This is a genomic window from Rhizobium sp. UBA1881 (assembly GCF_002338015.1).
In the GTDB taxonomy this organism is placed as follows: Bacteria; Pseudomonadota; Alphaproteobacteria; order Rhizobiales; family Rhizobiaceae; genus Rhizobium.
The window spans coordinates 1-17,008 of sequence record NZ_DDHH01000147.1; the positions used below are offsets into that span (position 1 = coordinate 1).

The following is a 17,008-nucleotide window of genomic DNA, read 5'->3' on the forward strand; positions in this document are numbered from 1 at the left end:
CGAACATGTCGCCGGTCAGTGGCCATCCATGGATAAGAACCACCGGGCGGCCTTTTCCCATGTCCTTTACATGCAGTCGCGTTCCATCTTTCGCCTCAACGAATGCCATCGGTATCTCCTCTTGCGTGACGGGGAGTAAACACGTCAGCAGGGCGGGTGTTCCACGCAAGAAGCGCGCCCATGCTGCACAAAACGAATAGTCCGGTGGCCCGACACGGATGCGATGTTGTCTCGGATTTCGCGGCCAACGGCTTAAGTACTTTCAAAGCTTTCCCGCTACACCATCTATGCTGAACTATGGCATGGGACCATGTGGCGCGTCAGACAGGAGCAGCGTTTGAACTACTGGGAAGGCTTCGACTGGGCGAGTACGCCATTGGGTCCAAAAGAAACATGGTCGTCAGCGTTGCGCACGACCTACGACATCATGTCTTCCACCAGCTTTGGCATGTGTGCGACCTGGGGACCGGAAAAAACCTTCATCTACAACGAGGCTTATGCGCCCTTCCTCGGAGATCGGCATCCATGGGCATTGGGGCAACCTATCGACCAAGTCTGGCCGGAAGTTTGGCAGGACATCGAGCCGTTGATTGCGCGGGCGATGGCTGGCGAAACCGTTTATCTGGAAAACCTTCACCTGGTGATGACCCGCAAGGGCTATCCGGAAGATACCTATTGGACATTTTCTTACAGCCCCCTGCGCGACGGAGACACCATCAAGGGATTTCTGGATGTCGCATACGAGACGACAGAGTTACTCGCTGCGCAGTCACGCGACCGCGTCAACGCCGAGCGTGTCCAACTGGCGCTGAGCGCCGGGGCGATCATCGGCACCTGGGTCTGGGATATTTTGACGGACCAGTTCACCATCGATGCGGCCTTCGCGGAAAGTTTTGGTCTCGATCCGGCATTGGGTCACAGCGGGGTTCCCCTGGACCAAATCATTTCCACGGTTCACCCGGAAGATCGCGATGGGCTCGTCGCCGCCATCAATGATGCAATCGAACAGCGAGGGCATTACGCCCACCAATATCGCGTTCGGCGTCAAGACGGCAATTACTACTGGATCGAAGCGAACGGTCGTGTCGATTGCGATGCCGATGGGAAGCCGTTTCGTTTTCCCGGTGTGCTCATCGATGTCGACGATCGCCGTGCCGTCGAAGCGGAGCGCGACCGGGCGATCGCCATGCTGCAGGTTTTGAACGACGACCTGGAGCATCGGGTTGCCGAGCGCACAGCAGAACTCCTCAAGGCGGAGGAAGCGTTGCGCCAAGCACAAAAAATGGAGGCCGTGGGCCAGTTGACCGGCGGCCTTGCTCACGACTTCAACAACCTGCTTGCCGGCATATCCGGAAGCCTACAACTCGTGACGCGCCGCTTGACCCAAGGTCGCACGGCAGATGTCGAACGATATCTATCGGCAGCCCAGGGTGCCGTTCAGAGGGCCGCCGCATTGACGCACCGACTGCTGGCCTTCTCGCGCCGCCAGACGCTCGATCCGAAGCCGACCAGTGTCAATCAGCTGATCAACGAACTGGAGGATTTGATCCGTCGCACTGTTGGCCCGTCCATCGAGCTCGATGTGATCGGGACGGCCGGCCTTTGGCCGGCACTGGTGGACTCATCTCAGCTGGAAAACGCGCTTCTCAACCTGTGCATCAACGCCCGTGACGCCATGCCGAATGGTGGACGAATTACCATCAACACGGATAACGTCGTCCTGGATCAGGCTGAGGCTTCGGCGCATGACTTGCCCAAGGGTGAATATCTCCTGATCTGCGTGGGCGACAGCGGTACGGGTATCCCCGAAGACATCCGCGAGAAGGTTTTCGAGCCGTTCTTCACAACCAAGCCGCTCGGCGAGGGAACTGGGCTCGGCCTATCGATGATCTATGGCTTCGCAAAGCAGTCCGGCGGACAGGTGACGATCTCATCAGAAGAAGGACAGGGCACGACCGTCTGCATATATCTGCCCCGACATGTGATGGATGGTATTGTGAACGACGAACAGGCCGAGCAGCGAGTGCTTACTCGCTCTGAGCAGGGCGAAACCATTCTGGTGGTCGATGACGAGCCGACAGTACGAATGCTGATCTCGGATATCCTGCATGAACTCGATTACACGGTCATTGAAGCGGGTGATAGCGTTGCTGGCATGAAGATACTGCAATCGGACGTCAGGATTGACCTCCTCGTCAGTGACGTCGGTCTTCCGGGAGGTATGAATGGCCGGCAGATGGCGGATGCTGCACGCCAGTCACGCCCGGATCTCAAAGTACTCTTCATAACCGGATACGCGGAGAGTTCGACTGTCCGCGATGGTCACCTCGATCAAGGAATGTCCGTCATGAGCAAGCCGTTCCCGGTGGAGGTCTTAGCCGCCCGCGTGCGGGAGATGATTTCTCAGAACTGACGGAGGCGTTCATCTCGGTCTAACAGCCATCCGTCCAAACCTGCACGCAAGAGTTCAAGTCCGGCATTGACCTAGTGCCGGCGACTCGTCGGCAGGCATCTTCACTCCGGTAGGAGCGCCATTGGAATTCGCAGGGTAAATCGCGTCTCTTGCGGGGTGGAGACAACATCGATCCGGCCGCCATGCGCTTCGGCGATCCTGGAGGCGATGTAAAGTCCAAGGCCCAGACCTTCGGTGCGTTCCTGACCGTGATGCCGGCTGAACGGCTGGAACAGCTTCTCCAGTGCGCTATCCGGTATTGGTTTGCCGCCATTGGATACCGAAAGCTCCAGCCCGGTGTCCGATGTGGCCGCGATGACGAGCACAGGACGATCGGCAGACCCATGGGTCAGAGCGTTGCCAAGCAGGTTGGAGAAGAGCTGTGCAATCCGTTTGTGGTCGACCGACAGCGTTCGCTCAAGCGCAAAATGAGTAACGATCTCTCGTTCTGTCCAGACGCTCCGTAGTTCTCCCACAACCTGTTCAAGGGCCGGCTGGAGTGGCTCATTCGACAGCTGAAGGGTGATGCCGCCGCCGAGGCGGCCGCGGGCAAAGTCCATGACGTTATCGACCAGGTTCCCCATTCGATCAACGCTCTTCAGCATCATCGCGACCACTGTTCTGGCGCGATCATCCATTGTGGACTTGGAAAGAAGCCGCGCACCGGCTCCGATCGAGGCAAGTGGATTGCGCAAGTCATGCCCGAGCACGGCAATGAACTGTTCGCGGATTTCCGCGACCTCAATCTCTTCCTGGAGCCGCTCTTCAGAGGCAACGAGCCGATTGCGCGCATCCAGATGATTTGCAATCAGTTCTGCGAACAACCTGAACATCGTCAGGATTTTGGAATTGTTGACCTGCGCCGGGCGCGGATCGATTGCACACAACGTCCCGAAGAACGTGCCGTCACTCAAGGTAATGGGAACGGAGATATAACTCTGGAAGCCGTATTGGAGCGGCGTATGGTGCCCAATCCAGATATCGCTCTTATCGACATGGTCGATGGCGACCGGCTCATGGTTTTGACGGATCTCGTGGCAGATGGTGGTTTCGACCTGAAGTTCGCCACCTGGCTTTAGGCCGAAATCGATGTTGTCGAGAACCTCGCAGGCGACCCAACGTCCCTCGGTCACACGAGCGATGGCCACAAAACCCATGCCCGTCGCCTGGCGGATGACGTCAAAGACCGAAGATACCGCGGGAATATCCGCGATGGCGTCGATTTCAGCTTGAAATTCGTGCGGCAACAGTCTTGTCCGGTCTCGACGGTTCGCTGGCAATTTCGAAACGGACAGGGAGCCGCTGGCTATCCGAAACCTGATATCACCAATTTCAATCGCACAATTCTCTGATCGTCGTCAAAACAAGTTCTTGATTGATCGGTTTATTCAGAAAACGAGCGTGTGTCGGAAGAGCACCTTCTTCGGGAACGACAGCGCCGGAGGCTACGATGATCGAGATATCTGGCCAGTGCTCGCCGATGTAATTGGCCAACTCAATCCCGTTGAGGCGCCCGGGCATCTGCACATCCGTCACAATCAGCTTCAAGGTGTTGTGCTGTTTCAGGAACGCGAGGGCCTCGTCGGCGGTGCGGGCCTCGATGACGTGATAGCCCGCCTCGCTCACCATATCCGCCGTATCCATCAGTATGTGCGGCTCATCATCGACGACGAGAGCGATCGGGTGAGGTAATCCAGCGAATGTTTGCTTATCCATGGACTACAACCCGCCGGAGGTTAATCCGTTCCGAAGACCACTCGTTCTGTCACGGCGCGAAGGCCAATATCGAAAGGAGGCAGAGGGACCACGCGTGCACTTTCCGGCGCGGACCTCGCTCCCACTTAATCGCTGTCGAACATTTTTCTGATTTTGCTCGAGAGAACGAGCACGCTGACGTCGTCACACGCAACGCGATGATTTGGCGTCCTAAGGCCGCCTGGTGGACGATGACGCCCTCATTCCATACGGTCGATCCGCCGCCGTGTGGAGCTTCAGAGCGAAGGTAACTCGTGATTCTGGGCTTCGCCGTGCCGGTGAACTCGATCGCACCTGACCGTCCGCTCACAGCACTTTTTCTTTTGCAAATGAACACTGCTTAATTATGGTGCGCCAGAACAGACGAGGACCACAGGTGAGCACGCTTCTTCCACGACTTCGATCCGGGATCGCCGGACTGGACAAAATTTTGGGAGGTGGCTTCGTTGAAGGTGCTTCCTATATAATTCAGGGGCAGCCCGGCGCGGGCAAGACAATTTTCGCCAACCAGATTGCGTTCTCCAACATCGTTGAGGGTCGCAAGGTCCTTTACATCACGCTGCTCGCCGAGACTCACGACCGACTCTTTCAGTCCTTGAGCTCGTTCGATTTCTTCGATCGATCGCGGCTCGGGCGCGACATTTCCTATATGAGCGTATTCCAGACCTTGCGCGATGAGGGCTTGAGCGCCGTCGTGCAACTCCTCCGCAAGGAAACCCAGCGCCACAAGGCCACGTTGCTGGTTTTTGATGGCCTTTTAAATGCCCGCGACCGAGTACAGTCGGACCTGGACGTCAAAACCTTCGTCGCGGAGGTCCAAAGCCAGGCCGCATTTGTCGGCTGCACCGTTCTTTTCCTCACCAGCGCACGCGTGACCGAGGACAGTCCCGAACATACGATGGTCGATGGCGTCATCGAGCTGCATGACGAGCTCGCGGGCGTCCGGTCGGTCCGTCGCCTTCAGGTGAAGAAATCTCGCGGCAGCTCCGCGATTGGTGGGTTTCATCAATTCGAGATAACAGCGAAAGGTATTTCGACCTTTCCGCGTCTGGAAGCGATCGCGGGCAGCACCCACGACGACGCAGTTGATTTTAAGCGGATTGAATCGGGAATTGAAGATCTCGATCGACTCTTGGGGGGTGGGCTTCCGAGCCGCTCCGTTACGATGCTGTTTGGCCCGTCGGGCAGCGGCAAGACGTCCTTCGGCATCAATTTTCTCGCAAAAGCCACTGAAACTGAGCGTGCCCTTCATTTCGGCTTTTACGAAACGCCCGTTCGTCTGTTCGCAAAAGCCCACGCGCTTGGGTTTGACCTCGAGACGATGAACGCGTCCGGTCAACTCGACGTTCTATGGCAACCGTTGACCGAAAATCTCCTGGACAAGCTTGCCCATACGCTCCTGCGACGGGTTCGAGAGCGCAACATCAAGCGGCTGTTCATCGACGGGCTAGGTGGTTTCGAACGCGCTGCGGTCCATCGGCCGAGGCTTGTCGAGTTCTTCGCGGCATTGACCAACGAACTGCGCGCCCTGGGAACAACGACCGTCGCGACCTGGGAGCTTCGCGATATGTTCGGGCCGACTGTCGCCGCACCCGGGCCGGAGATCTCCAGTGTCGTCGATAATCTGATCATGTTGCGCCATGTGGAACTGGAATCGCGCATCAAGCGCGTTATATCCGTTTTGAAGCTGCGGGACGGGGAATTCGAACCTGTGATTCACGAAGTCTCGATCGGGAACCAGGGCCTTAAAGTCGCGTTACCGCTTCAGCCGGTCGCAGGAGCCGCGACGGGTATCGCCAAGCCCCTGGAGAACTGACCGGCCGTGAGGTATTCGCATCGGGACTCAACAACATGGCGGTGATCGTAATCGCCGAGGACGAGTTCCTTTTGGCGGACATGCTCGTCGCGTTCCTGGAGGATGCGGGTCACCATGCCATCGCGGCGCCGAATGGACTTGCCGCACTCGATCTGGTGCGAAAGCACGATACCGACTTGATCGTGACGGATTTTATGATGCCGGCTATGACCGGGCTGGAATTCGCACAAGCCGTGCGAAACGATGACACGAAGAGCCATATACCAATCGTCCTGGTCAGCGGAGCCCAAGCGTCAATCGGTAGGGCTCACCCGACCATGTTCGATGCGGTTTTCGACAAGCCGTATGTCTTGGAACGACTGCTAGAGACAATCGAGGAGTTGCTGGCGAAACGGCGGGACTAGATGATGCGCGGTGCGCTGTCTGAAGTCGGTCGCCGGTCAAGGCGAGAGATTGTTCGCTTCTATCCCGATCGCGACCGCCAGAATGAATGCTGTGACGGTTGCGACAGCAAACGCTCCAACAAAGGCTGCTGTCGCCTTGGACACAGGCATATCCAGGTCGAGCTTGAACCAGCGAACTTGTGCCTGAGCATACCAGACCGTGGCGATGGCCATCGATATGAGGCCGATTAAAAGGCCCTTCTCCTGCGGCATGAAGATAAAGTCGAATGCCAGGCCAAGGACGAATGCAAACGGTGCGGCGACATAACACTGGCTGAAGAAAGGTGGGCGCAGCGAGTTCCGGGTGATCCTCACCGACTTCCATCTCAACAGCGTTACAGCCATTGAGAGCGGATAGATACCAAACACGACACCGCGCGCAATCAGCAGGTTGGATCCCGATCCGAGCTCCTTGGCGGCTGCAGCCGTGTCATAGACGGATGGAAAGGCAGCGGAAAGCCCCTGGGAGAGGAGCAGGGTCAAGAGCAGGAACAGCGGGGGGCTGATGGTGTCGTCGTACTGATCCTCCAGCCGATCACCAAGCTCGAGGTCGGCGTAGCGCATCATGCTTAAAGGCCGTGTCACCGAGCGCCAGACCGTCAGGGGATAGAACAGCAGCCACGACACAAGCTCGAACAGCAGTTCTTCAAGCGACTTCAAGAGTTTCATGAAGTCCAAATCCGCCTCCTGCTTATGGCTTTGTTGCGTGGATGCTTTGAATAACAGGGCCGGGTACTTTCGTCACGCAACGATGCGTGCCGCAGCGTTTCGTTACGAAGCGACGGCTTTCGGCATCGCGACCGACTGGCGCAATCCGACAGGATCGATATTTCGCAGAGTGATCGTACCGCCGTAGAGTTGGACGAGCTCGCTGGCGATCGTCAATCCGAACCCGTCGCCTGGCACGGTCTCGTCCAGTCTGACGCCCGGTCGGAACGCTTCAACGATCGCCGCTTCCGCCATGCCGGGGCCATCGTCCTCAATGGTCATAACGATCATCGCCCCATCGCTACGCGCATCGATCCCGACCTTCTGCCCCGCCCATTTGAAGGCGTTGTCGATAAGATTGCCGAGGATCTCGTCAAAGTCTTCCGCCGCGCACGCAACCGCCAACTCAGGGTCGATATTGCATTCGACGGTGATTTCCTTTTCGGCGTAGATGCGCGACATGACGAGCACGAGATCGTCAACGCGTGGCTTGAGCAATGTCGCAACACCTGTGCCGCCGGCGGCCGTCTTCCTCGCGCGGGCGAGATGATGGCGTATGCGCTGGTCGATTCTCTCCACCAGCCCCCGCATCTCGTTGTCGGGATCGTTGATGGAATTGAGTGCCAGCAAAAGGTTTGCAACAGGTGTCTTCAACCCGTGTGCGAGGTTTGCAAAATGCAGCCGCGTTTCGGCCAGCCGCTGGACGTTCTGATCGACCAGGCGGTTGATCTCACCGGAGACGGGGCGCAGATCGTCGACATCGCTGTCCGGCAGCCGCTGCAGGTTTCCCGCCGAAATCGACGAAACGTCGAAGGTCAGCTGCCGCAGCGGCCGGAGACCATAGCGGACCTGCAAGAAAATGCCGCCGACCAGGACAATTCCCAAGAGGACCATCGCCGGTACCAACCACAATAATGCCCGCCGGGCCGGGGCGCTCAGTGCCGACTGTGGCGCTGAAACGATGATCTCCACCGTCTTGTTCGCCACCGCCGCCTCGGCCACGCGCAGGTAAAGTGTCTCTCCGCCGAGGCCAGCGCGCTCGGCCGGCTGCGGCGTGCCGCTCAAAATGTGGCGCCAATCGAACGGGCGGGGCGGGCTGGCGATGGGCTCGCCGGCAAGTGACCGCGAGGTGAGGTGGACCTGTTCGCCGGAGACTTGCCAATACCATCCAGAACCCCGGCGGTCGAATGGTGGCCCGTCCAATGCCGTCGAAAGGACGACGTCGCCGGCTGCGTTGATGGTCAGAGCGCTGCGCAATCCGTCGATCTGGGTATCGAGCCGCTGATCGATTTGCTCGCGAACCACGCCGGCGACGATGAGGTAAAGAATAAGGGAAGCGACGACGACCGTCGCCGTCACGAAAATAACGGAGAACCCGGCCAGGCGACGAGCGATCGATGAGCGCCGGAAGCGAAACAAACGTCTCATGCCGCAGCCGTCAACATATAGCCGCGGCCACGGACTGTTTGGATCAGCTCCGGTCCAATCTTCCGGCGCAGCCGCCCGACAATGACTTCGATGGAATTGGAATCGACCTCTGCATCGCCTTCGTAGACGCGCTCGATCAATTCCCGCCGATCGACGACGATTTCCTTGCGAAGGATCAGGCAGGACAGGACACGCCATTCCAATGCCGTCAGTTTCAACGGCAGGCCATCATGCTCGAACGTACCGAGCTGGGCATCGAATGCCAGCGGACCGCAGGTGATTTTCGAGGTCGCATGCCCGGTCGCGCGGCGCACCAATGCACGCAGCCGCAGCACCAGCTCTTCGACTTTGAACGGCTTGGTCAGGAAGTCGTCAGCGCCGGCCTTGAAGCTTTCGACCTTGTCCGGCCATCCGTCGCGAGCTGTCAGGATCAAAACAGGGAAGGTGCGCTCGGCCGCCCGCCACGACTTCAACACGGAGACGCCGTCGATCTTCGGCAGGCCGAGATCAATGACCGCGACGTCGTAGAGTTCCGTCAAACCCGCATGCTCCGCATCTTCGCCGTTATGAGCGATATCGACGACAAAGCTTTCAGCCCTCAGGCTGGCGGCAATGCGTTTGGAAAGATCGGTGTCGTCTTCGACCAGAAGCACGCGCATGTTCGGTCCAATTTAGCTCGAAACAATCCGTTGTCCTAAGACAGCAACGCTTAACTCAAGCTGAACCGCAAGGTTCAGACTGCCGAGGGCGATACGCTGATAAAACTCTCCCGTCATACAGAAACAGGAGATCAAAATGTCCAATTCAGACCACAACACGCCTGCCGATCACCACGACGATGGCAAGCCGCAGCGGCCGTTGCCGCCGCATAAACGCAGATCCCGGCATCTTGCGGCATTTGGCATCACGGCCTTCGCAATCCTCGCCCTCGGAGCGGCGGCAGGCGCCGGCGGGATGCGATTGGCAAGGCCGAGCCTCGAGCTTGCGCCGATGACGCCGGTCGCTATTTCTGCGATCCAGGACTGGAGCCTGGTCACAGTGAAGGGAAAGGTTGCAGAGGTCTTCGGCAACAAGTTCATCGTCCAGGATGACAGTGGACGAGCACTTGTTGAAACAGGACCGTCCGGTGACAATGGCAAGCTTGTGAAAGTCAACGACGCCATCAGCGTCCAAGGGCGTTTCGAAAACGGTTTCCTGCATGCGAGCTACCTTGTTCGTCAGGACGGCAGCATCGAAGCGCTCGGGCCGGCCGGCGGACCTCCCCATCGAGGCCCCCTGGAAGACATGCTGCGGCATGTGAAGCCGTGAAGATCGGCTTGAGCGTTGACCGTCCCTAGCTCCTTGGAACTTTGACTGCGCTCGCGCCGTTTCCGGCGGCAATTTCCCAGAACAGACGCGATAAGGCGAGGCCCGCATGCAGTCCCCCTCACAAACGGGCCTCACCGATCGATCGTTGGTGGCGCTTGCTTTTCTCAACTTTTTCCTTGCCGATGCCCGCGACGGCCTAGGCCCGTTCCTTGACGGGTTTCTGGCGACACACGGCTGGTCGCCCATGACGTTGGGGATCATTGCCACGCTGGGCGGCGTGCTCGGGATGATCGCCACCCCCCTGTTTGGGGCGTGGGTAGACGCATCCCACCGCAAACGCATGTTGATCGTCATCCCGGTGATCCTGGTCACGGCCGCAGCATTATGGACATTGGCGAGCCCTGGAAACGCGTCGGTCTTCGGCGGCCAGTCTGCCACGGCGATCGTCGGCGCTGTTGTCGGACCGGCACTGATGGGGTTGACGCTTGGCCTCGTCGGAGAACGACGGTTTTCGCGTCAGGTGTCCAGAAACGAATTCTGGAATCATTTTGGCAATGTCGTTTCGCTTGCCGGCATCTACGCGGCGACGGTGGCGTTCGGCCTCAACGGCGTGATCGGGCTCATGGTCATCACCGCAATCGCTGCGGTCGTCGCCGTGCTTGCAATCGACCCGAGCAAGATCAATCACGACACGGCCAGAGGCCTGGCGCGTGACGACGGAGCGCCCGGACCGTCAGGTTATTCCCTACTGGTAAGCAACAGGGGTTTGATACTTCTGGCCGTGACGCTGATGATCTTCCATTTCGGCAATGCGCCGATCAGCCGCCTCATTGCCCAGGATTTTTCGATACAGCTCGGTACGCCGTTCCGCACCACCGCCGTAACCACGGGCGTTTCGCAGCTGTCCATGATCGCGATGGCACTGGCTGCGCCCTTGCTCATCCGCCGATTTGGACTGGCGACCGTTTTCATGATTGCTTTGCTCGCCTTGCCGCTCCGTGGCGCGATCGCCGGCTCGTTCAGCAGTTTCGCGGTGATCTTTCCGGTCCAGATTCTCGATGGCATCGGGGCCGGCCTGATCGGCATTGCCACCCCGATCGCCGCAGAGCGGATCCTGTCGGGGACAGGCCGGTTCAACGTCGGTCTGGCCGCGGTCATGACCGTGCAGGGGATCGGCGCGTCGCTCAGCAATATCGTGGCGGGCTGGCTCACCGATTTCGGCGGATATGCGCTCGCCTACTGGGCGCATGGCGGCGTTGCTGTGCTTGCCGTTGCTGCCTTCGTTGCCGGTCGCAAAAGCATTGCCCCGCCACAAGAGAGCAATACCGATACGGCGAACAATCGTTGACGAATGTCTACACCCTTTAAATTATCTCGTTTGGAGACGCTATGAACGCATTGACGATCACCTGGGGCATTGCCGGGCTCACCGCGCTTGGGGTCATCACCAAGCCCTTCGCCTGGCCGGAAGCGATATGGGCTGTCCTCGGTGCGCTGATGCTCATCGCCTTTGGCCTCATCAGCCCGTCCGACGCCTGGACTGGCGCCGCAAAAGGGCTCGATGTCTACTTGTTCCTCATCGGCATGATGCTGCTGTCGGAACTCGCACGCCGGGAAGGACTGTTCGACTGGCTGGCCTCGATCGCCACGAGCCATGCCAAAGGATCACCTAAACGCTTGTTCGTCCTGATCTACGCGGTCGGCATCGCCGTCACCGTTTTCCTGTCGAATGACGCGACGGCTGTCGTTCTGACACCCGCCGTCTATGCAGCGTGCCGGACGGCGGAGGTGAGGAACCCGATGCCCTATCTCCTCATCTGCGCTTTCATCGCCAACGCCGCGAGCTTTGTCCTGCCAATCTCCAACCCCGCCAATCTGGTGATTTTTGGCGGCGGAACGATGCCGCCACTGTGGCGATGGCTCTCAACGTTCGGGCTACCGTCAATCGTCTCGATCCTGGTGACCTTCGCGGCACTGTATTGGACCCAGCGGTCGGCCATCGCGGCGGACAGCGTTGCGTCGGACGTGCAAAGAGCGCCACTGTCGTTCAGTGGCAGGCTAACGGGTATTGCACTGTGCGGTACGGCGGTCCTCCTGGTCGGGGCGTCAGCTTTGCATTTCGACCTTGGGCTCCCGACGTTCGTGGCCGGTTGCCTTGCGACCGTCGCAGTCCTGCTGATCGCACGGGGAAGTCCGGTCAAGACGCTCAAAGGTGTGTCCTGGAGTGTGCTTCCACTGGTTGCGGGTCTGTTCGTCGTTGTCGAGGCCCTGAACCGGACGGGATTGATTGACGAACTGGCGCGCCATCTTGCCGATGGGGCGTCGAACTATCCCGCGCAGACCGCCGCCGTAGCGGGTACGGTGGTGGCGCTGGCCTCCAATCTCGTCAACAACCTGCCAGCAGGGCTTGTCGCCGGGAGCTCCGTCGCGTTGGCGCAGGTTTCCGACAAGATCGCCGGGGCGGTATTGATCGGTGTCGACCTCGGCCCCAACCTGTCCGTCACCGGGTCGCTGGCCACGATCCTGTGGCTGACGGCGCTGCGTCGTGAGGGCTTGCAATTTGGCGCATGGGCGTTTTTGAAGCTTGGTGCGATGATAATGTTCCCTGCACTGTTCATATCGTTGACGGTTCTTGGAATCTCCTAGCGCGCGGCCCTAGGCCGAAACGAGACGCGTCTGATGATCGGCAAACCCTGAAGTGACGAGCTCAAGACAAACAACATCGGCAAAAGCATGAGCGCGTTTGCCGCGCGACAGCTGATCAGGCCTTTTCCGGCCAGGAGGCGACATAACGGTTTCGCTGCCATATGATTCTGAAGACGCAAGCATGGCCATGCGATTTTGCCGGAATTTGAATTTGTATTTCTGTCAGAGGCAGTGTGTTGGTGTCGGATGATTAATTGCCTATGTGATCCGAATGGCCTGGCTTATTGAGGTCGAACCTGACCCAATCCAAGCGGCTCGCCTCGTAGACGCTTTGCGTCGGAACCAAGGAGGACGGCTCGTCAAAGCAACCCAATGCGATCGCGACGAGATCGTCACGGAACTCCGGCATCCAGAATACTGTCGACCCGCAGGCGGGACAGAACCTGAACTCGATCGATCTCCCGCTGTCGCCCGACCTTGTGTAACTGTTCGAGATCCCGGAAGCCGATACCTTTTCCCTGTCGAAGAAGACCGCCACCCCGAATGCACTGCCCGTGCGTCGCTGGCATTCCCGGCAGTGGCAGACGGAGATCTTGGTCGGGTCTCCGTTGGACGTGATGGAAAGTTTGCCGCAGGAGCAACTTGCTACTCGCGTCATTGTCGCCATGGTGTGATCCTCCATATGGCCCGCATCGCTCCCGAACGCCCTGCGAGCGCTATTTCGAAATCTGTCGCCGCCGTTGCTTGTCGATTGCATTCATCACAATGCACAGGGACTTCGATCCATTTTCGTCCATTTGAATTGTCGGACGTCCGTGGTATTCCGCGGCGAGCCCGGTGAACAAGTCGAAGATTGTCCAGAAGCCGTCATGCTCGCGGCGAGTGGAATACCGGTCAGTGAGATAGTCGCGCATGGCCGTGGGTCGTCTCTGTCAGCTTCGAGATAATTCCGGTTCCTTCTCCGCGGCACGGCGCGCCCGGATCGCGGCTGCGATGAAGACCCGCGACAGGCCGTGATAGAGCGGTTCGCGCGACAGAATGCGCGAGGTCACGTAGCCGATCATCGACACCGCCATGATCGGGATGACGGCCTGATGGTCGCCGGTCATCTCCAGGATGATGACGAAGGCCGTCATCGGCGCTTGGACGACGCCTGCGAAATAGCCCGCCATACCAAGGATTGCCGCCAGCGCGATGCTGGTACCGAGCAGAGAGCCCACGGTGCTGCCGAAACCGGCGCCGACGGCAAGAGACGGCGCGAAGATGCCGCCCGGAATGCCTGACAACATCGACAGGAAGCTGGCCGCAAGCTTCTCGGCGAAGAAGAGCAGCGGCAGGGCGTTGCCTTCGACCGCACCGCGCGCCTGCTCGTAGCCGGTGCCGAAGGTCGTGCCGCCGGATGCGACGCCGATGATAGCGATTGCCAGTCCGCATGATCCCGCGAGTGCCAGCATACGTTTCAGCGGCTGCGGTTGCGCCCAGCGGCGGATCTTCTGGCCGAAATGCAGAGCAAAACCGCTGAAAGCGGCACCCAGAGCACCGCCGCCGACGCCGCAGATTAGAACCAGTCCCCAGTCACGAAGCTCGGTAGGCGCAGCCGACGCCATGCCGAAATAATTGTAGCTGCCGGAAAGCCCGAGTGCAGCCAGACCGGAGAGGATGACGGCCGTCAGCACCAGCCCGTTGGCGCGCGATTCATACGTTCGGCTCATCTCTTCGATGGCAAAGACGATACCGGCGAGCGGCGTGTTGAAGGCGGCGGCGATACCTGCCGCCGAACCCGCCAAGATCAGTCCACGCGCCTGCGCCATGCCGCCGAAGCGGGCGACGGCGAGCATGATCGACGCGCCGACCTGCACCGTTGGCCCCTCGCGACCGATCGATGCGCCGGAAAACAGCCCGAGCACCGTCAGTACGATCTTGCCGAAGGCGATCTTCAGCGACAGCAATCGCGTCCGATCTTCCGCATCGTGCAGGTGCCGGGCGGCAATCGCCTGCGGAATGCCGCTGCCGCCCGAATTCGGAAACAGCATCACCGCCAGATAAGCCGAGAGCACGAATCCGGCTGGCGTTAGCACGAGCGGTAGCAGAAGCGACCATTCGCCCGATGCGGTCAGGCTTCCGAATGCCGTCTGCGCCAGATCGGCAAGCTTGGCAAAGCCAACGCTGATCACGCCAATCGCGAGCGCCCCGCACCAGAACACCATCCTCGGCTTCCAGAGCGAGAACGATCCCCAGATCACGCGGGAACGGCGAAGGAGCTTGGAATAGCGATAACGGCTGGGCATGAGGGACTCGATACGTGGCACAGGTATGAAGCCTTCTAACGCCAAAGGCATCGGAAGATCATCCCCTCGGTGACAGGAAAACCAAACTCTCTCATGATTTTCATTCTCTCTGGAGGACGTTTGGAGAAATTACCCGGCGCATTCGGAATGAGTGCACAGCTGGCCAGGAGGTCGAAACAAGCGCGAGGAAGCCTGGGTTCTCATCTGGAAACTTCTTCGGCTCTTGCCAGTTTTTCGACCCGATTTTACCATGGCACGGAGGAATGGAACAGCGCTCTCCAGGCCGCCATCCATGGCTGCATGTCCCGTTCAACCGATGCGTTTCTGGTTCCCGCTGAACATGCCGCCACGAAATACCTCGGCTTCAGGGTCGAACACGAATAGGACGACATCGGAATCGGTCTTGGCTGTGGGCTTGTCATCAACCCAACCCGCAAATGCGCTTTCGCCGGTTGTGATCGTGACATCGCCGAAATCTATCGCCCCGTCGAAGACATAGAGCAGAAAAGACGTACCGGGATCGGCCGCGGCAGGCAAGCGTAGCCGGGAGCCCCTCGTCATGCGGGTATCGAAGACACGGACGTCGGATCGCACGGTCAGCGGCGCCTCGTGCGGTCCAGCAATCAATCGCCAGTCGTTGTCACTGTTCGCGTCAACGAAATCATGAAACTGCACCATCGGCTCAAGATCGGGAGCGTTCGGCCGCAGGAAAATCTGCAGCGCTCGAACCGGGCTGTTCCCGAGCATCAACTCTTCGTGCTGGAAGGTGTGGCCGGCATTCATCATCATGAAGTGTGTCTTGTCGAGCTTCTCCTCGTTTCCGACCGTATCGCGGTGGAGCATCTCGCCGCCGCGGATGTAGGTCAGGATCTCGTCGTCCTTGTGCGGGTGCATGGCGATGAGATGGCCGGGCTGCACCTGGGCGCGGTCGATCCTGCCAATCGGCCCGATCCCGCTGTCATCCGACGTATGCGTCAATCCGGGATAGAGGATCTCGACGCCGAAGCCTTGGCCGAAATCGCCCCGCACGCGGCCCGCGGGAATCTTGGTGATGGTCATTGATGAATTCCTTCGATCCGGGCGCGGGCTTTGCCGCCCGCGCCGAGCGCGGTTGTTGCGCTTAATGATAGTTCAGGATGCCGACCAGCTTCTGACCGAGCGGGCTCGTCCAGTCGACGGCAAGTTCGGAGATGATCTGGTCGACCGTGGTGATGATGGCTCCGGCCTTTTCCATACGGCGCAGAGCAAGGTCGTCGCCGTACCTGGTGTAGGAGGCGGATGCGTCCGCCGAGACCTGCACCTCGTAGCCCTCGTCGAGCATCTGCAGGACCGGGAAGGTGACGCAGATTTCGGTGGTCACGCCGGCAACGAACAGCTTCTTGCGGCCGGTCGCCTTCACCGCCTGGTTGAAGCCGTCGTGGTGCATGGCGTTGACGATGCCGGGACGCTTGATGCGGGCGTCAAAGGCTTCGGGGAGGATTTCCTTGAGTTCCGGAAGCAGCGGTCCCTGGATCTGGTCTTCCATGCTGGAGGTCAGGATGGTGGGGATGTTGGCGGCCTTGGCGATGCGGGCGAGCTTCAGCGCGTTCTGCTTGACCAGGTTGATATCGTGCGAGTGGGTCCAGGCCATCGTGCCGATCTGATGGTCGATCAGCAGCATTGCGGAATTGTCTGGGGTGAATACGTCCTTATGCATTGTCGTGTTCCTTTTCCTTGTCGGCGGCAGTGGGGTGAAGTTCGTTTCGATCCGCTCGATGACTGGAATTTAGCGTTGCGATCGACGGCACGGTAGCTCTACGATGAGCCACTCTGTAGAACGAAAAATGGAACGCAGGAATGATCAGCTTCGAGGACATGCAGACTTTCGTTGAGGTGGCGGACGGCGGCGGGATTACCGTCGCGGCCCGGCGTCTGGGGCTACCGAAGTCAATCGTTAGCCGTCGCCTCGTCCGCCTCGAAAGCGAACTTGGCGTCCAGCTCTTGGCGCGGACGACCAGGGGTGCATCACTCACGGAAGCCGGTGTTTCCTTCCGCGAGCATGCTGCGCGCATGTGCCTGGAAATGGACGTGGCGCGCGAGGAAATGCTGCCGACCGGGGAGCTGCGGGGACGATTGCGCGTGGCGGTTCCTTCGTCCTTCGGTTCCGGGCACTTCGCGCCGGCGC

At 59.4% G+C, this 17,008-nt stretch carries 17 protein-coding genes and 1 pseudogene; 7 read left to right on the top strand and 11 right to left on the bottom strand.

Features of this window, described 5'->3' with window-relative positions; translation table 11 throughout:
* Positions 1-109: pseudogene (locus B3605_RS17680) on the bottom strand (alpha/beta fold hydrolase); the annotation flags it as partial.
* Positions 110-337: 228 nt separating this feature from the next.
* Here B3605_RS17680 and B3605_RS17685 point away from each other — a divergent pair.
* Positions 338-2,413, top strand: a complete 2,076-nt coding sequence (locus B3605_RS17685) for a hybrid sensor histidine kinase/response regulator (RefSeq protein ID WP_296435324.1) — start codon at positions 338-340, stop codon at positions 2,411-2,413.
* Positions 2,414-2,514: 101 nt separating this feature from the next.
* Here B3605_RS17685 and B3605_RS17690 read toward each other — a convergent pair whose 3' ends face one another.
* Entirely contained in the window at positions 2,515-3,699 is a 1,185-nt protein-coding gene (locus tag B3605_RS17690) for a GAF domain-containing sensor histidine kinase (protein WP_296435325.1), read from the bottom strand.
* Positions 3,700-3,784: 85 nt separating this feature from the next.
* Entirely contained in the window at positions 3,785-4,168 is a 384-nt protein-coding gene (locus tag B3605_RS17695; RefSeq protein ID WP_296435328.1) for a response regulator, read from the bottom strand.
* 415 nt (positions 4,169-4,583) lie between these two features.
* Here B3605_RS17695 and B3605_RS17700 point away from each other — a divergent pair, with 415 nt between their 5' ends.
* Together B3605_RS17700 and B3605_RS17705 are read left to right on the top strand one after the other, a co-directional pair.
* Positions 4,584-6,023, top strand: coding sequence for an ATPase domain-containing protein (locus B3605_RS17700; RefSeq protein ID WP_296435329.1), 1,440 nt, complete (start codon positions 4,584-4,586; stop codon positions 6,021-6,023).
* A 35-nt stretch (positions 6,024-6,058) separates the two neighbouring features.
* Positions 6,059-6,427 carry a response regulator gene (locus B3605_RS17705; RefSeq protein ID WP_296435330.1) on the top strand — a complete coding sequence of 123 codons (369 nt, stop codon included), beginning with the start codon at positions 6,059-6,061 and terminating at the stop codon, positions 6,425-6,427.
* Positions 6,428-6,463: 36 nt separating this feature from the next.
* Here B3605_RS17705 and B3605_RS17710 read toward each other — a convergent pair whose 3' ends face one another.
* From B3605_RS17710 to B3605_RS17720, 3 genes are all read right to left on the bottom strand, one after another.
* A complete protein-coding gene (locus tag B3605_RS17710; protein ID WP_296435347.1) occupies positions 6,464-7,135 on the bottom strand; it encodes a permease in 672 nt (223 codons plus the stop codon).
* Positions 7,136-7,237: 102 nt separating this feature from the next.
* On the bottom strand, positions 7,238-8,602 hold the full coding sequence (locus tag B3605_RS17715) for a sensor histidine kinase (protein WP_296435331.1): 1,365 nt from the start codon (positions 8,600-8,602) through the stop codon (positions 7,238-7,240).
* Complete coding sequence (locus B3605_RS17720) at positions 8,599-9,261, bottom strand: response regulator transcription factor (protein WP_296435333.1); 663 nt, start codon at positions 9,259-9,261, stop codon at positions 8,599-8,601. Before B3605_RS17720 ends, B3605_RS17715 begins: the two co-directional genes overlap by 4 nt.
* 136 nt (positions 9,262-9,397) lie before the next feature.
* On the opposite strand from B3605_RS17720, the gene B3605_RS17725 reads away from it, so the two are divergent.
* The 3 genes from B3605_RS17725 (at position 9,398) to B3605_RS17735 (ending at position 12,556) form a co-directional block, all read left to right on the top strand.
* Positions 9,398-9,910: a hypothetical protein gene (locus B3605_RS17725; RefSeq protein ID WP_296435334.1), complete on the top strand. Its 513-nt coding sequence runs from the start codon at positions 9,398-9,400 to the stop codon at positions 9,908-9,910.
* Between the two features lie 106 nt (positions 9,911-10,016).
* Entirely contained in the window at positions 10,017-11,258 is a 1,242-nt protein-coding gene (locus B3605_RS17730; protein ID WP_296435335.1) for an MFS transporter, read from the top strand.
* Between the two features lie 41 nt (positions 11,259-11,299).
* Positions 11,300-12,556: an arsenic transporter gene (locus tag B3605_RS17735; protein WP_296435336.1), complete on the top strand. Its 1,257-nt coding sequence runs from the start codon at positions 11,300-11,302 to the stop codon at positions 12,554-12,556.
* Positions 12,557-12,806: 250 nt separating this feature from the next.
* On the opposite strand, the gene B3605_RS17740 is transcribed toward B3605_RS17735, so the two are convergent.
* The 5 genes from B3605_RS17740 to B3605_RS17760 form a co-directional block, all read right to left on the bottom strand.
* Positions 12,807-13,214, bottom strand: coding sequence for a GFA family protein (locus B3605_RS17740; protein ID WP_296435349.1), 408 nt, complete (start codon positions 13,212-13,214; stop codon positions 12,807-12,809).
* Positions 13,215-13,272: 58 nt separating this feature from the next.
* A complete protein-coding gene (locus B3605_RS17745; protein ID WP_296435337.1) occupies positions 13,273-13,470 on the bottom strand; it encodes a hypothetical protein in 198 nt (65 codons plus the stop codon).
* Positions 13,471-13,488: 18 nt separating this feature from the next.
* On the bottom strand, positions 13,489-14,844 hold the full coding sequence (locus tag B3605_RS17750; protein WP_296435338.1) for a chloride channel protein: 1,356 nt from the start codon (positions 14,842-14,844) through the stop codon (positions 13,489-13,491).
* A 309-nt stretch (positions 14,845-15,153) separates the two neighbouring features.
* The gene (locus B3605_RS17755) at positions 15,154-15,903 is read right to left on the bottom strand and encodes a pirin family protein (protein ID WP_296435340.1); all 750 of its coding nucleotides are present in this window, start codon (positions 15,901-15,903) and stop codon (positions 15,154-15,156) included.
* 61 nt (positions 15,904-15,964) lie between these two features.
* A complete protein-coding gene (locus tag B3605_RS17760; protein WP_296435342.1) occupies positions 15,965-16,540 on the bottom strand; it encodes an isochorismatase family protein in 576 nt (191 codons plus the stop codon).
* A 140-nt stretch (positions 16,541-16,680) separates the two neighbouring features.
* Between B3605_RS17760 and B3605_RS17765 the strand changes: the two genes are divergently transcribed.
* Positions 16,681-17,008, top strand: a 328-nt coding sequence (locus B3605_RS17765; protein ID WP_414706982.1) for a LysR family transcriptional regulator, incomplete at its 3' end; no start/stop codon positions are given.

Excerpts from the sequence above, each read along its gene's own strand:
- B3605_RS17695 (WP_296435328.1), bottom strand. The coding sequence starts at position 4,168 with ATGGATAAGCAAACATTCGCTGGATTACCTCACCCGATCGCTCTCGTC.
- B3605_RS17705 (WP_296435330.1), top strand. The coding sequence starts at position 6,059 with ATGGCGGTGATCGTAATCGCCGAGGACGAGTTCCTTTTGGCGGACATG.
- B3605_RS17710 (WP_296435347.1), bottom strand. The coding sequence starts at position 7,135 with ATGAAACTCTTGAAGTCGCTTGAAGAACTGCTGTTCGAGCTTGTGTCG.
- B3605_RS17715 (WP_296435331.1), bottom strand. The coding sequence starts at position 8,602 with ATGAGACGTTTGTTTCGCTTCCGGCGCTCATCGATCGCTCGTCGCCTG.
- B3605_RS17720 (WP_296435333.1), bottom strand. The coding sequence starts at position 9,261 with ATGCGCGTGCTTCTGGTCGAAGACGACACCGATCTTTCCAAACGCATT.
- B3605_RS17725 (WP_296435334.1), top strand. The coding sequence starts at position 9,398 with ATGTCCAATTCAGACCACAACACGCCTGCCGATCACCACGACGATGGC.
- B3605_RS17730 (WP_296435335.1), top strand. The coding sequence starts at position 10,017 with ATGCAGTCCCCCTCACAAACGGGCCTCACCGATCGATCGTTGGTGGCG.
- B3605_RS17735 (WP_296435336.1), top strand. The coding sequence starts at position 11,300 with ATGAACGCATTGACGATCACCTGGGGCATTGCCGGGCTCACCGCGCTT.
- B3605_RS17740 (WP_296435349.1), bottom strand. The coding sequence starts at position 13,214 with ATGACGCGAGTAGCAAGTTGCTCCTGCGGCAAACTTTCCATCACGTCC.
- B3605_RS17745 (WP_296435337.1), bottom strand. The coding sequence starts at position 13,470 with ATGCGCGACTATCTCACTGACCGGTATTCCACTCGCCGCGAGCATGAC.
- B3605_RS17750 (WP_296435338.1), bottom strand. The coding sequence starts at position 14,844 with ATGCCCAGCCGTTATCGCTATTCCAAGCTCCTTCGCCGTTCCCGCGTG.
- B3605_RS17755 (WP_296435340.1), bottom strand. The coding sequence starts at position 15,903 with ATGACCATCACCAAGATTCCCGCGGGCCGCGTGCGGGGCGATTTCGGC.
- B3605_RS17760 (WP_296435342.1), bottom strand. The coding sequence starts at position 16,540 with ATGCATAAGGACGTATTCACCCCAGACAATTCCGCAATGCTGCTGATC.